Genomic DNA, 13,972 nt, shown 5'->3' on the forward strand with positions numbered 1-13,972 from the left:
GCAGACCAGATGGGGCTTACGGACTACAGCAAGGGAACTCAAATATACTGAAACCAATCTCAGCCAAAACGCTTTATTGCTATAGTATAACATAACAAATAAATATAACGAATGCTCTCAATCGTAACGTTACCGGGGCAGGGATATTTACTGGGCAGGCTGAGCAATCAGCAATTTGAACGTCTCGTCGTACGCCTTCCTTATACCCCCCTAGCGTTAGAGGGTTGTCCAACGCTAGGGGGCAGCTCATCGGGCGATTGCGGCTTTTTTATAGCACGTCTTTTATAGAAGGCTGTTTATAGAACATCCTGACGGTTATACGCTTGGGCCAGTTCAATAAGCGCAGGTATCTCACAAACCGCGTCAGGGTTCATTATAAGCGCCTGGCCCATCAACACATTGCGGGCTTCTAGCCGGGCGCGCAGGGCAGTGTCTTCGATCTCTTCGAAATCCGCATTATGGGCCAGTGACAGCACCCGGCGGTGCATTTCGATACCGCAGTAGGCCAACGCATCCAGGCGAATTTCCTCCAACAGCGCATCGCAGGCGTCGTCCGCGCTGTTGCCTTGGTCTTCAAACAGCGCCCTGGGGAACAGAATGCCGGTGCGCTCGGTTTGCCATAAGTGGCGGAACTCGGCATCAAAGCTTGTGAAGCACGCCTCGATGACGTCGAGAATCCACGTCTGGTACGCCTCCAGTTCGTCATCCTGGCGGTGGGCAGGCTGACTAAAGTACGCCATCAGGAAGTTGGCTACGGCCATTCCCAAATCAAACGCCATCGGCCCGTACTGGGAAAACTCAGGGTCGATCACGCGCACATCGGTGTCGGTCGCCATGATCGAGCCCGAGTGCAAGTCACCGTGGAGCATGGTTTCGGTGTTAGCGGTGAACTTCATCAATAGCCGCTGAACCCTGGCTTTTAAGCGCGCGTTGCGGCGCAGCTCGTCCACCACTGGCGAAAGTTCCGGCGTGTGGTGGTTCATCTCGGCGCCGTAATAGGGGTCGGTGAACACCAATGATTCGGTAATCGCAGGAATCGCCACGTTACCCGAAAACAGCCCCACATCCTGCTTCTTCTCTGGGCTTGGCAGAGAAAGCTCCGAGCCGCGAAACGCCGTGCGCGCGCAGAACTGGCCGATGATTTCCCCCAAGCGAGCCACGCGCTCACCTTTAATCAGTTTGCGACGCAAAATCGTGTGCGGGTAAAGATACTCCATCACAAACAGGGCCTGGGGCTTATCGAAATAAAACACTTCAGGCGCAATGTTGGGGGCACGCTTGGCCTGGCGCACCAGGGCGTAATACTCAAAATGGGCGCGGTAAAGCGGCAGCGGCCAGCTTTCGCCCACCATACGAACATAGGGCAGCGCCTGCTTAACCACCACACTGCCCGTGGTACCCGTCACGATAAACACCAGGTTCAGGTTGCCATCGCCCACCTCACGAATTTCCCAGCTCGCGGGGTCACCACCAACACGGCTGGCGACTTCGTGTACATCACCCAGCCGCGTTGCCAGCGTATCGACGGATAGCGCTTCATAACGTAAGGCCGCTTCTGATTGACCGTTTTCCACAGCGTGCTCCTCAAGCCAATTTTTGGGGTATTTGCCATTACCTGAGGGCCAATGTCAAATAGATACCCGCGGCTGCGGCTACCTCGCCGACCACTTACTACCTGCTCATATCAAACTGTTCATATCAAACTGCTCATATCAAAAACCTAACGCCCTGCGCAGCAAGAGGGCTGCGTAATCGGTCAGGGAGCGCCACGTCGGTAATCACCGCGTCATAATCGGCTAGTTGTCCCGCCGCACAGCGCAGCGGTAAATCAAACTTGGTGCTATCCAACACCAGAACGCGCAAAGCCGCATTGGCCAACAGCGCTTCACGCGCCATGACCTCATCGTCGTTGTAGTCGAAAAGATTGCCGTGGGCATCCATGCCACCTACCGAGACAATGCCTACATCCGCTCGGTAGCGTTGAAAAAAGCGCCACGCGTCGCCGCCAATCACGTCCTGGTCTCGGCGGCGCACCCGGCCGCCCGCCACCACCAGCTCACACTCCAGGGCGGATAGCCTGATAAGCGCGTGAAGATTATTGGTCATGATATGCAGGCCCTGTTTGTCGTGCAGCGCGTCGGCCAGCTGTTCAACGGTGGTGCCGGTGCCTAGAAACAGCGACTGATGAGGCTGAATCAATGAAGCGGCCTGGCGGGCAATAAGGCGTTTTCCAGCTTCATTGACGATCTGGCGCTGGTCGTAACCGATATTTTCGCGGTCGGGAAACGGCAGTACCTCTCCGTGGCGCCGCAGCACCATGCCCTTTTCGGCAAGAAAGCGAATATCGCCGCGCAGCGTTTGTACGGACACCCCAAACTGATCAGCCAGCGCCTCTAGCGAATGGCGCCCCTCCTGGCGCACCCGCTCAAGCAGCGCTCGGCGACGCTCGTTTAAGCCTTTCATTCTGCTCTCATCTCCCCTCTTTTTTATTAACGAAAGACTTTCCGATGCTTACGAAAGCTCTCCTCCTTCAAACGAAAGGGTAGTGTCACGATGTTGTAAGGTGATGACAGTAGTGTGAGCAGAGTCAACTCACTGGAGACTTTCTGATGCTTAAGCGCTCACTCTGCACCGCCATTGCTCTTACCACCACGATGGCAAGTTTGGCTCTTTCGGCAAACGCCGTTGCCGACGACAAGCTCGTGCTCTACACCAGCCAGCCCAACAGCGACGCCCAGCAAACGGTCGATGCCTTCCAGGCAGCCTATCCGGATATCGAGGTGGAGTGGGTACGCGACGGCACCACGCGATTGATGACCCGCCTGCGCTCCGAGCTTTCCGCCGGGGTCAGTAACCCGGATGTGCTGCTGATCGCCGACAGCATGACCATGGAGTCGTTAAAGCAGGAAGACCAGCTTCAGGCGTATTTGAGCCCTAATCGTGAAGCCTTTGATGCCGAGCTTTTTGACCCCGAAGGCTTCTACTACGGCACCAAACTGATCACCACCGGTATCGTGTATAACACCGGCGCTGACGAGCAGCCGCAAAGCTGGCAGGACCTGCTCAAGCCTGAATATGAAGGCTTAGTGACCATGCCAAGCCCGCTTTACTCAGGTGCTGCACTGATTCATATGGCGGCGATTAGTGAAAATCCTGACCTGGGTGAAAGCTATTACGATGCCTTGCATGACAACCGCACTGAGGCCCAAGGCGGTAACGGCGGGGTATTCAACGCAGTGGCAGCGGGCACCAAGCCTTACGGCATCGTGGTGGATTTCCTGCCCATCCGCGAAGCGGCCAAAGGCTCGCCGGTCGAGTTTGTCTTCCCTGAAGAGGGTGTGAGCGCGGTCACTGAACCCGTCGCCATTATGGCCGGTGCCAAGAACGTCGACGCGGCGCAGAAGTTTGTCGACTTCGTACTCTCGGAAGAGGGCCAGCAGTTGGTCAGCGAGCAGGGGTATCTGCCTGCCCACCCGGGTGTTACGCCGCCGGAAGGCTTCCCCGCCCGCGACACCATCGAGCTGATGCCTGTTGATATCGCCCAAGCGCTTGAGCAGGAAGAAGCCCTGAAGCAGCGTTTTAGCGACCTGTTCGGCGGCTGATCATGTCACCGAGTCTTACTCAAGGCAGCCAGCACCGCTGGCTGCTTACCCTTTTGACGCTTACCGTGGTCCTGCTGAGCCTGGCGCCTAGCCTGCGCCTGTTGGTTGAAGCGTTAAGCGACCTGACCCAAGGGGGCAACGCGCCGCTATGGCGTGTGCTCCAATCAGCGAGTACCTGGCGAGCGCTGTGGCACAGCCTGTATACCTCGGGGCTGGGCATGCTGATTGCCCTTGCGCTGGGCAGCCTGTTTGCGTTCGTGATTACCCTCACCGACATTCGCGGCAAGGCGTGGCTGGTGTTCTGTTTTATGTTGCCGATGATGATTCCGCCCCAGGTCACGGCACTTAGCTGGTTACAGCTATTTGGCCCGGCAAGCCCGCTATTAAAAAGCATCGGCATGGCGCCGCCGTTGGGCAGCCCGCAGCCGCTCTACTCGGCGGAAGGCATCGCCCTGCTGTTAGGTATTCAAAGCGCCCCGCTGGTGTTTCTGGCGCTGCGCACCTCGCTACTTTCTCTACCCCGCGAACTAGTCGAAGCCGCCCGCATTAGCGGCGCCCGGCAGAATCAGGTATGGCGGCATATTGTTCTGCCCGTGACGAGAAGCGGCCTGGTGGCCGGTGCCGCCATGGCGTTTATCTCAAGCCTGGGTAACTTTGGCATCCCGGCCATGCTGGGCATTCCAGCAAGCTACTACGTACTGCCGACGCTGATTTATCAGCGCATGGCCAGTTTTGGCACCGGCGTACTGGCTGAGATGGCCGCCCTTTCGCTGCTGATCGGCGTGCTGGCGCTGGCGGGTGTGGCGCTTCAGCAACACTGGATGGGCCGCAGCCGTTTCGGGCTGGTGGGGCATAGCGGGCGCGCCCATGATTTCTCACTCGGCCGCTTTCGCTCGCTGGTCACGACGCTACTGGTCAGCGTGTTGCTGGTCATTCTTGTCGCGCCTCTGGTGGCGCTGGTAGTCAGCTCGCTGGTGCCGGCCATGGGCGTACCGCTCAACGCCGATACCGCCACGTTGAACGCCTACCATGAAGTGATTGGCCGCCAGGGCGCCACGTGGCGTGCCATGCGCAATAGCTTCTGGCTTGCCGGTGGCGCAGCCGTGGTGCTCATGCTGTGCAGCCTGCCGCTGGCCTATCACCTTCAGCGGCTTCCAGCGCGCCTGCAAAATCTGACGCTGAGTATTATCGAGCTGCCTTACGCCCTGCCCGGCGTGGTACTCGCAATTGCCTGCATTCTGCTGTTCGTGCGCCCACTGCCCATTATCAACGTCGCACTTTACGGCACGTTGGGGCTGATCTTCGTGGCCTATCTGGCACGTTTTCTGGTGGTGTGCCTCAAACCGGTCAGCGCAAGCCTGGCACAGCTTGACCCTTCCCTTGAAGAAGCCGCCCAGCTCGCCGGTGCCGGCCCGTGGCGCCGCCTTTCCACTATCGTGATGCCGCTGATTGCACCTGCGCTGTTTGCCGGTGGGCTTTTGGTGTTTCTGCTGGCTGTCAACGAGCTGACCGTCTCGGCACTGCTATGGAGCGCCGGTAACGAAACCCTGGGCGTGCTGATTTTCAACCTTGATGAAGGCGGCGAAAGCGTTCTGGCCTCAGCGGTGTCCGTACTGGTCGTGCTGATGGTCGCTTCACTCATGCTGTCGCTTAGCCTTCTGGCCCCGCGTTTACCCAAAGGAGTCGTGCCATGGCAGGGCTAACCCTTAAGCAAGTCACCAAGCAGTTTGGCGAACACAAAGCCGTGGATGGGCTTTCATTAACGGTTGAGCCGGGTGAATTCGTCGCCCTGCTCGGCCCCAGCGGCTGTGGCAAAACCACCATGCTGCGTATGCTGGCCGGGTTCGAGCAGGTAAGCGGCGGTGAAATCCATCTGGGCGATACGCTTCTGGCGAGCGAGCAGCACCACGTGTTCCCCGAGCAGCGCAACATGGCCATGGTGTTTCAATCCTACGCGTTGTGGCCGCATATGAGCGTCGCCGATAACGTCGGCTACCCACTCAAACTACGCGGCGTGCGCGGGGCGGATTATCAGCACCGCGTTGAGCAAGCGCTTGCCCTGGTGGCGCTTGAGCCCTACGCCCAGCGCACGCCGCAGGATTTAAGCGGCGGCCAGCGCCAGCGCGTGGCACTCGCCCGCTGCCTGGTCACTAACCCGTCAGTAGTGCTTCTGGATGAGCCATTAGCGAACCTCGACCGCCACCTGCGCGCCTCCATGGAGCACAGCTTTGCAGATTTTCACCGCCGCACCGAAGCCACTATGGTCTACGTCACCCATGACCAAAGCGAAGCCATGGCGCTGGCCGACCGTATCGCGGTGATGCAAGCGGGCAAGCTGGTGCAGTGGGCCACGCCCGAAACGCTCTACCGCGAGCCGCGCACGTCCTGGGTGGCAAGCTTTATCGGCCAGGGCAGCCAGTTAATGATAAGCACCGGCGCACCAGGCAGGCGTCTTAGTGGCCATGAGCTGATGAAGGGGCTGGCGTCTCCCGCTTCCCAGCGTCATCAGGCAGTGCTGGTGCGCCCGGAGCATATTCAGGTGCATCCCGAGGCGCCCAGCCAGCAGGACTTAACCGCTCGCGTTGAACGCCAGACCTTTCGTGGCGAGCGCTATGAGCTTCATCTGCGCATGGCCGGTGGCGAAACGCTGCTCGCCTATCATTCCCACGCCCTGAAATTGGGCCAGCAGGTAGCGCTAATGCTCCTAGAAGGCTGGTGCCTGGAGCCCGACCAATGAACGCCAGCATCAATATATTGAGCGGCCTGGGCGATAAAGGCCCAGCGGCTATTGTGATGGAAGCCAACGGCAAGCGGCTTCTGTTGGATGCCGGCGGCGCGCTGCACCCAGGCGAGCCAATTACCTGGGCGCGCGGGCTTGATGTCGATGCGGTGATTATCAGTCACGACCATATCGATCATATTGGCGGCGTCAGTGAGCTGCCCGCTACGCTGCCGCTTTACTGCACGCCGCTGGTGGCTCAGGCGCTTCCCGATGGGCGCGCCTGGCAGCCGCTGCCTGAACGCGGCTCCTGCCAAATTGCCGGTATTACGGTGACTACCGGGCAGGCGGGCCATTCGTTGGGCGGGGTTTGGATTCACCTGGATGTCGAAGGCGGCATTTTCTACAGCGGCGACGCCTGCTTTGAGTCCCGGCTGTTTCCGTTTGATACGCCGCCACCGGCGCGCATTGCGCTACTGGACGCTTCTTATGGCACCTACGATCAACCCCAGCAGGCATGTGTGGACGCTATCAGCGAACACTTGAGCCGCCCGCTGGTTTTCCCGGTGCCTGAATCAGGCCGAGCGCTTGAGATGGCACTTTGGCTAGCCGAAGAAGCGGACGCTCGCGGGCTTTCGCTTGCTATTGATCCGATTATTCGCGCCAATCTACAAACCCTGCTGGCGCTCCCCGCAACACTTCGCCGCTCCCATGCGGATAAAAGAATAGAAGCGCTTCTGGCGCGCTCCGATGCCTCCCTGCCAAGCCTCAAGCTGATCAGTGACCGCGATGATACGGCGGCCATGTGGCCAGGTTTTCACCTGCTGCACACCGGTTACCTGACACCTTCGCGCTGCGCCGAGCTGGCCGCTGGCGACATCCTCTGGCGGCGCTGGAATGTGCATCTGCGCGCCTCACACCTGGTTGTGCTTGCCGATCAGCTAAACGCCGAACGTGTGGTGCCACTGTTTACCCCTTTATCCGAACCCGCTCTTAGCGCCTGGCGCACGTTACTCGGTGCGCGCCTCACCACACAAAAAACCCTGTTCTTGAATACTTACGCCTTGAATACTCACACCTTAAATAACCGGAGCCCTGCATGACCCAAGCAGTGATTGTCGATGTTGACGGTACGTTAGCTGAATTTCACCCCACGAAAGTACACGAATGGGTGTTAGGCCCCGCCAAGCAGTGGGACCCCTTCTTTGCATTTATGGCCGAAGCGCCAGTGATCGAACCGGTCGCCCGGCTGGTGAAATTATTAAAAGCCCAAGGCCAGCAGATCATCATTTGCAGCGGCCGCCCGGACACTCATCGCGAGCATACCCACGAATGGCTGACCCGCAACGCCATACCGTTTGACGCCATGTACCTGCGCCCGGATGGCCATGACCACGTGGATGACGAAGCGGTCAAGGAAGCCCTGCTCAGCACCATGCGCGAAGACGGTTTCGAGCCCTGGCTGGTGCTGGACGACCGCGATGCAGTCGTCGCCCAGTGGCGCGCCCTGGGCCTTACCTGCCTGCAATGCGCCCCGGGTGATTTTTAACCAAACGCCGCCCGAACGATATTTTCCTAACGCCCGTTACTTGTTGAGCTTCTTGTAACGCTGTTCAGCCCTCTTGATGGTGGCGATTTTTTCGGGTCGCTTCATGGATTTCCAATGGCGAATCTCCTCAACACTCCGCCCGCAGCCGGTGCACATGCCGCCCTTCAACTGACAGGCGGATATGCAGGGGCTATCGATTTTCTTGGCCATCAGTGCCTCACACTTCGCGCGCGCAGACGACGCTGCCAGTCACCGCCATGGGTGCGCTGGCACGCCTGTTCACTATCGAAGTCAATGTGCGGTGTGATGCTATCCAGCGCCACACCCGCCTCAGCCAAAGCGCTGGCCGTGAAATCATGCAGGCGCTGTTTGGCTTCGCCCTTTAGCGCTGAGGCTAAATGGGCATCGGTATCAAATACCCAGATAACCACCAGGCTTTCGGGGAAGTGTTGGTAGTCCACGCAGTGAGTTAACCAGACGAACCCAACCACCTCGGCCTTGGCCTGCTCACAGACTTCAGTCAGCGAAGCAACAAGCTGGCGCTCCAGCTTGCCGCGTTCCCGTTTAGCAATCATTCAACCACCTGACGTAACAAATAAAAGAATATAACTATGTTATAATATCTTAAGAAAGCAGAGGCGCGTTTGGCCGCCGCTGCCATGCCAGCAGCACCATAGGCAGTAACGAGACAGGAATCAGCAGCGCATTGAGCATCGCCCAGCCCAGGGTGTTAACCAACGGCCCCGCCAGCAGCGCCGTTAACGCAGCCATACCGAACACCAGAAACTCATTGGCCGCTTGAGTGCGCGCCTTATCTGCCGGTTGATAGCTTTGCGTCAATAACCCGGTAGCGGGCAGGAAGGTGAAATTCCAACCAAGCCCCAGCAGGATCAACGCAACATTAAAGCCCGCTAGCCCGGCATCAAACTGTGCAGCAATTGCGCTTGCCACCAGCAGTAAGCAGCCAGCGCTAATCATGCGTGGGGCACCAAAGCGCGCCGTCAAATGGCCGGTAAAAAATGAGGGCAAGAACATGGCAACCACATGCCACTGAATAGTGGTGGCGACATGGTTAAAGTTGTGCCCGGCCCCTTCCATCGCCAGCGGTGTGGCGGTCATGGCCAGATTCATCACTCCGTAGCCAATGGCCGCCGCACTAACGGCCAGTAGAAAACCGGGCTGGCGCAGGATAGCGAGCAAGGGCTTTTTCTCCCCCTCTACTGCCTGCACAAAAGCGACCGGCAACCGCGTGCAAAGCAATATGCCCAGTGCCAATACATAGAGCACGCCCAGCCCAACGAAGCTACCTAAAAACGGCGTCTCGCTCAGCTCACGACTAAAGCGGGCAAGCCACGGGCCTGCAAATGCCGCTACCACTCCACCGCCCATCACTAAACCAAGCGCTTTATCGCGCAGTGCCGTGGGGGATGCTTCAAGGGCTGCAAAGCGGTAGAGCTGCCCAAAGCCAATGCCGATACCAATTAGCCAGGTCGCCAGCAGGAACAGTCCAAAGCTTTGCTGGCGTAGCGCTGCAATGGCCACGGCTGTACCTATCAAGCCGATAAGATTGCCCAGCACAAACCCGCGTTTACGCCCCAGCCGCCCCATGATCAGCGAGGCGGGAATGGTGGCGCACATCAGCCCCAGCCATTGGCTGGCCACCGGCACAGTGGCCCAGTTAGCCGTCGGTGCCAGCGAGGCGCCAATGAGAGGCGATACGGCAATCAGCAGGATATTGCCACTGACCAACAGCGCTTGGCACAGCGATAACAGCGTAACGGTTATTGGCATGGCGATGGCTCCAAAAGAGTAGGCACACGAGAAGGCGTGAGGGTAGACGTAAGGGCAGACTTAGCCGCCGCGCCAAAGCGCTGACGATACACAGAAGGGGAAACACCGTAGTAACGTTGAAACTGGCGGCGCAGCTGCTCGGCGCCGCCCAAACGCCAACGCTTAGCTAACCGCTCAAGCGATACCGTTTGATGCCCATCCAGCAGCGCCAAACGCGCCTGCTCCAGGCGTAGCTGGGTCAAGTAAGTAACCGGCGTCGTGGTTAAGTGGCGCTTGAATAGGCGGGTAAGATGACGTGGTGATACGGCCATTAAGGCCGCCATACTTTCCAGCGAATGTGCCCCGCCAGGGTCGGCATGCAGATGATCCAGCAAGCGACGCAACGGGCCAGCATCTTGCTGGCAGCGTAGAAGTTCGCTGAACTGCGACTGCCCACCGGGGCGATGCAGAAACATCACCAGTTCTCGTGCTACCTGCCCGGCAAGGGCAGCGCCGTGGTCGGCTTCTACCAGCGAAAGCGCCAGATCGATACCGGCCGTTATCCCGGCGCTGGTGTAGCGATCACCGCTTTGGATATACAGCGCATCAGGCTCAACATTAAGCGCGGGGTACTCCTCGGCAAGCTGGTCGGCGTGGCGCCAATGGGTAGTGGCGCGCTGGCCATCTAAAAGCCCGGCAGCAGCAAGCAAGAAAGCCCCTGAGCAGATAGAGCCTAACCGGCGCACGTGAGGCGCCAGCTCACGTAAAAGAGCCAGCACGTGCGGGTCTTGGCGTAACGCCATCACACCGCTGCCGCCTGCAATGAGTAACGTATCCAAAGGCAGTAGCTGGGGAAGTTCGGCATAGGTGTGGCTGGCGTACACCGCCAGGCCGCCATTGGTCATTACCGGCCCAGGCGCATCGGCGACTAGGGTTAAGCGGTACAAGGGCTCCGGGCTTAGCGCATTGGCACTGGCAAACACCTGCCAGGGGCCACTGACATCCAACAGCTGACAATCGGGGTAAGCCAATAAGGCAATATGGCGCGTCACGTTCTCTCTCCAGATCGTTAATAGGGAGAGTTTCCGCCGAGCGCGACGTGTCGGCAAGGACCATCACCCCACCAATACGGACATTACCTACCCCGGCTGGCTGATCGGCGCTTCCATACGGCGCACGCTGGCCACAAAGTCGCTGAATCGCTCGCCTTGAATCAGCACATGGTCGCATAGCGCCTGCTCAGCCAGTGCGGCATCGCCTTGGGTAATGGCATCGACAATGGCTTGGTGCTCGCTCAAGGAATTATGCATGCGCTGGCGAACCTGCAATTGCAGGCGACGATAGGGCTTTAAGCGCTGTTTTAGCTGACGAGCTTCGCTGGCTAGAAACGTATTGTGGCTCGCTGCATAGATGCAGTCATGAAACGCTTCATTTTCGTAGTAGTACTCGTCCGTATCGCCCGCGTGTGCCGCTGCTTCACAGCGCTGATGGGCCGCCTGAAGCTCTGCCAGCTCCGGGTCACTAATGCGTCGGGCCGCTAGGCGCCCGCACATGCCCTCAAGCTCGGCCATGACTTCAAACATCTCGATTAACTGGTCGATGCCGACCTTGGCCACAAACGTGCCTTTTTTCGGTGATACGGTGACCAAACCGCTAGCCACCAGCTGCTGGAAGGCTTCACGCACGGGCGTGCGAGAAACATTAAACGTTCGCCCTAGCTCGTCCGGGTCGAGCCGTTCTCCTGGCACCCGCCGCCCATTAATAATGTCATCTTCCAACGAGTCCTTAAGCCGTTGAGCGTTGGAACGTTTGCTCTCAGCCATCTGTTTCCCACCCCTTTTATTTATAAGAGCGACCGACCGCCTTACTGTCTTCAGGGCCGGAACGTGACGCTTAACTCTTCCACCACTAGCGAAATATATATCATACGTCTTGATATACATTCGATCAGCTTTCCAACACTCCTACATTAAAACAAGCTCACGGAGATAACGTAAGCAGTAGCACCTCAGCCTGCTGCTGAAGCGTAACTGGGCGGTTGGCTATCCTTATCCATGTTATCGGCTCCTTTTATCGTACGCTTAACGAAGAACTCCTCTCCTGCCTGTGGGTCTTAAATGGGCTCGCTCAAGAAGCGCTGCTGATAGTGAAACATCCAGGCGCGCAGCGTGTTAGCGTAGCCTTTTACTCAAACGCGATAGTGCGTTATTAGAAGATGATGAATTGTCAGTGCTAACATAACCTTCATTTTGCATAAGGAGCTTGCTGCTTTGATTACTCACAATGAAACGGGTGCTTTCTCGGCAGCCGAACTCTATCGCGTTATTAACGATGCCTCCGCTCAGGAAGAAGCCGCTGAACTGGAGTGGCCAGCGGCCAATGTTAGTTTAGATGAAGCCAACCAAACGTTGATTTGGGAGCTTCACGATTACGGTAATTTAACCTTAACGCTTTCGCGCAGTGACAATGAGTGGATTGCCATGACCGCCATTGCCCCGCTGGACAGCGTATCGAATCCGGCTGAGCTTAACGACGTGTTACTGCGCCAGGGCCTTGCGCTTCCGCTTGCCTCTATCGGTATCGTATCCATCGATAATCGAGATTTTTACGTGGCTTACGGGCAGCTGTTTGGCGATTCAAAGCTGGTGTCTATTTGTGCTGAATTACATGCCACGGCCAGCGCTGCCATGGAAGTCGCCGACTTAATTCACGATCACTTTTCTTAATACGCGTTTAGGAGCAACTTTATGTTAAGCAAAATCATGACGGCGTTACGTGGTAAAGCGAATGAGACCGGCCAGGCCGTCGTTGACTCTCAAGCGCTGCGTATTTTGGACCAGGAAATCCGTGATTCTGAAAATCACCTGAAACAGTCCAAAACCGAACTTGCGCGCTTAATGGGTCAACGCCAGCTGAACAGTAACAAGGCAGATACCCTGGAAAGCAAAATTGCCGAGCTTGAGCAGAGCGCTGAAGCCGCGCTGGATAAAGGCGAAGAAGCGTTAGCGGTCGAAGTTGCCGAGCGTATGGTCAGCATGCAGGATGAGCTGGACGCCGAGCGCAGCATCGTCAGCGAGTACGACGCCAGCATTGAAAGCCTGCGCGGAGCCATTCGCAATACGGATAACCAGCTGCGCCAGCTAAAACAGCAGGTGAGCGTGGTAAAAGCGACAGAGTCTGCACAGAAGGCTCAGTCTGCCGTAGCAGCGCGCCACTCCGGGCAAAATAGCGCTATGGGTAGTGCGATGGAGTCTCTTGACCGGATCCGTGAGCGCCAGCAGCTTAACTCAGCCCAGATGCAGGCGGCCGACCAAATGGCTGCCGAAGAGAGCGGTTCATCACTGGATGCACGCCTGAAAGCGGCGGGTATTGGCGCCAATGAGCGCAAAGCCGAAGACGTGCTGGCACGTCTGAAAGCCAAGAAAAATACTCCACAAGCGTAAACGTGGCACAGCGCCCGCCCACCGGCGGGCCTGCACGTCACTGGGCCATATTGATTCTGCACCAACGATTCGCGCTATCGGCTTGCCCTTTGGAGGCTTCTCGAATGTTCAAGACACTTAAGGCCCTGTTCGGCACTTCCAATGAGGCGGCGAACCCTGCGGCAGAAAACGCATCCACCTTCACTGCTGGCCTGCCGACCGGGATGTCACAAGAAGATTTTGCGGGGCTGCGTCTGGATGGGCGCGTCAACATTCAGTTGGCTGAGTTAAGCGCCTATTCCGATGCACTCTTTGGGTGGGACAGCGCGCCCTATCATCATGTTGCGGCCGTAGGGCATATCGACCTTGGCCAGGGCGCCCACTTGGTACGCTTTTATCTGGATAACGATACGTGGCTGCAAGCCAACGTCGAAAACCAGCGCGTGATTGAGTACAAGCTGTTTGATTTTTATCGTGTGACGCATTTGTCGGATATCGAGTTCGATGCGCTGATCAACGCAAGCGATAAAAAGGCAGGCCAGCTGGGTGCACAAACGATTGCTGTCGAGGCGACCGATGCTTCCGAGCGCACCTGCCAGTTTCAGCGTGTGTGGGGCGATGAAGCGAGCCTTTGGTCGCCGCCCGTCGTGCTTGAAGAGCAGGTAATGACCACCGAAAGCGTCATGACGCGCAGCGTTACCCACCATGCCATGCTGTACGAGCGCCCTATTGAAGACTCCGAGCGCATGGAGTACGTATTGCTGAATGCGGAAGATGACGGTGAGGGTGGGTTTATGCTGGTACAAAATCTCGGTGTTGATGTTACATCGGTCGATATTGATGCTATTTAAACGCGGCAAGCCCTAACACACGCCACCATCACAACGTTGACTCTCAACCAAGGAAGATT

General features: G+C 57.7%; 15 protein-coding genes. 8 read left to right on the forward strand and 7 right to left on the reverse strand.

Annotated features, from left to right (window positions below; genetic code table 11):
* Positions 1 to 296: 296 nt before the first annotated feature.
* Both mtnK and ACT3TC_RS03805 read right to left on the reverse strand, forming a co-directional pair.
* On the reverse strand, positions 297 to 1,574 hold the full coding sequence (gene mtnK / locus ACT3TC_RS03800) for an S-methyl-5-thioribose kinase (RefSeq protein WP_444639177.1): 1,278 nt from the start codon (positions 1,572 to 1,574) through the stop codon (positions 297 to 299).
* Positions 1,575 to 1,707: 133 nt separating this feature from the next.
* Positions 1,708 to 2,463, reverse strand: a complete 756-nt coding sequence (locus tag ACT3TC_RS03805; RefSeq protein WP_444622613.1) for a DeoR/GlpR family DNA-binding transcription regulator — start codon at positions 2,461 to 2,463, stop codon at positions 1,708 to 1,710.
* A 146-nt stretch (positions 2,464 to 2,609) separates the two neighbouring features.
* On the opposite strand from ACT3TC_RS03805, the gene ACT3TC_RS03810 reads away from it, so the two are divergent.
* Genes ACT3TC_RS03810 through ACT3TC_RS03830 form a run of 5 tightly spaced genes read left to right on the forward strand, consistent with a single transcriptional unit; the run spans position 2,610 to position 7,870 of the window.
* Positions 2,610 to 3,602 (forward strand): ABC transporter substrate-binding protein, encoded by a 993-nt coding sequence (locus tag ACT3TC_RS03810; RefSeq protein ID WP_193054249.1) that lies wholly within the window; start codon positions 2,610 to 2,612, stop codon positions 3,600 to 3,602.
* Positions 3,603 to 3,604: 2 nt separating this feature from the next.
* Positions 3,605 to 5,305 (forward strand): ABC transporter permease, encoded by a 1,701-nt coding sequence (locus tag ACT3TC_RS03815; protein ID WP_444639179.1) that lies wholly within the window; start codon positions 3,605 to 3,607, stop codon positions 5,303 to 5,305.
* Positions 5,293 to 6,339, forward strand: a complete 1,047-nt coding sequence (locus ACT3TC_RS03820) for an ABC transporter ATP-binding protein (protein WP_444639180.1) — start codon at positions 5,293 to 5,295, stop codon at positions 6,337 to 6,339. Before ACT3TC_RS03815 ends, ACT3TC_RS03820 begins: the two co-directional genes overlap by 13 nt.
* Positions 6,336 to 7,424: an MBL fold metallo-hydrolase gene (locus ACT3TC_RS03825; protein ID WP_444639181.1), complete on the forward strand. Its 1,089-nt coding sequence runs from the start codon at positions 6,336 to 6,338 to the stop codon at positions 7,422 to 7,424. The genes ACT3TC_RS03820 and ACT3TC_RS03825 overlap by 4 nt, the downstream gene beginning before the upstream one ends.
* Positions 7,421 to 7,870: a phosphatase domain-containing protein gene (locus ACT3TC_RS03830; RefSeq protein WP_193054245.1), complete on the forward strand. Its 450-nt coding sequence runs from the start codon at positions 7,421 to 7,423 to the stop codon at positions 7,868 to 7,870. The genes ACT3TC_RS03825 and ACT3TC_RS03830 overlap by 4 nt, the downstream gene beginning before the upstream one ends.
* Positions 7,871 to 7,906: 36 nt before the next feature.
* Here the strand turns inward: ACT3TC_RS03830 and ACT3TC_RS03835 are convergent, their stop codons facing one another.
* The 5 genes from ACT3TC_RS03835 to ACT3TC_RS03855 all read right to left on the reverse strand — a co-directional run bounded on the left by ACT3TC_RS03835 (position 7,907) and on the right by ACT3TC_RS03855 (position 11,463).
* Positions 7,907 to 8,080, reverse strand: a complete 174-nt coding sequence (locus tag ACT3TC_RS03835; protein WP_444639182.1) for a DUF1289 domain-containing protein — start codon at positions 8,078 to 8,080, stop codon at positions 7,907 to 7,909.
* The gene (locus tag ACT3TC_RS03840; RefSeq protein WP_444627059.1) at positions 8,080 to 8,445 is read right to left on the reverse strand and encodes a hypothetical protein; all 366 of its coding nucleotides are present in this window, start codon (positions 8,443 to 8,445) and stop codon (positions 8,080 to 8,082) included. Before ACT3TC_RS03840 ends, ACT3TC_RS03835 begins: the two co-directional genes overlap by 1 nt.
* Before the next feature lie 49 nt (positions 8,446 to 8,494).
* Positions 8,495 to 9,661, reverse strand: a complete 1,167-nt coding sequence (locus ACT3TC_RS03845) for an MFS transporter (RefSeq protein ID WP_444639183.1) — start codon at positions 9,659 to 9,661, stop codon at positions 8,495 to 8,497.
* Complete coding sequence (locus ACT3TC_RS03850) at positions 9,652 to 10,692, reverse strand: GlxA family transcriptional regulator (protein ID WP_444639184.1); 1,041 nt, start codon at positions 10,690 to 10,692, stop codon at positions 9,652 to 9,654. The genes ACT3TC_RS03845 and ACT3TC_RS03850 overlap by 10 nt, the downstream gene beginning before the upstream one ends.
* Before the next feature lie 87 nt (positions 10,693 to 10,779).
* The gene (locus tag ACT3TC_RS03855; protein ID WP_444639185.1) at positions 10,780 to 11,463 is read right to left on the reverse strand and encodes a GntR family transcriptional regulator; all 684 of its coding nucleotides are present in this window, start codon (positions 11,461 to 11,463) and stop codon (positions 10,780 to 10,782) included.
* A 447-nt stretch (positions 11,464 to 11,910) separates the two neighbouring features.
* Between ACT3TC_RS03855 and ACT3TC_RS03860 the strand changes: the two genes are divergently transcribed.
* From ACT3TC_RS03860 to ACT3TC_RS03870, 3 genes are all read left to right on the forward strand, one after another.
* A complete protein-coding gene (locus tag ACT3TC_RS03860) occupies positions 11,911 to 12,366 on the forward strand; it encodes a DUF2170 family protein (RefSeq protein WP_444639186.1) in 456 nt (151 codons plus the stop codon).
* Between the two features lie 21 nt (positions 12,367 to 12,387).
* Entirely contained in the window at positions 12,388 to 13,083 is a 696-nt protein-coding gene (locus ACT3TC_RS03865; RefSeq protein ID WP_444621547.1) for a PspA/IM30 family protein, read from the forward strand.
* Between the two features lie 104 nt (positions 13,084 to 13,187).
* Complete coding sequence (locus ACT3TC_RS03870; protein WP_444639188.1) at positions 13,188 to 13,913, forward strand: DUF2491 family protein; 726 nt, start codon at positions 13,188 to 13,190, stop codon at positions 13,911 to 13,913.
* Positions 13,914 to 13,972: the final 59 nt, after the last annotated feature.

The sequence above is a fragment of the Halomonas sp. AOP27-A1-41 genome, assembly GCF_052378605.1.
GTDB classification, from domain to species: domain Bacteria; phylum Pseudomonadota; class Gammaproteobacteria; order Pseudomonadales; family Halomonadaceae; genus Vreelandella; species Vreelandella citrativorans.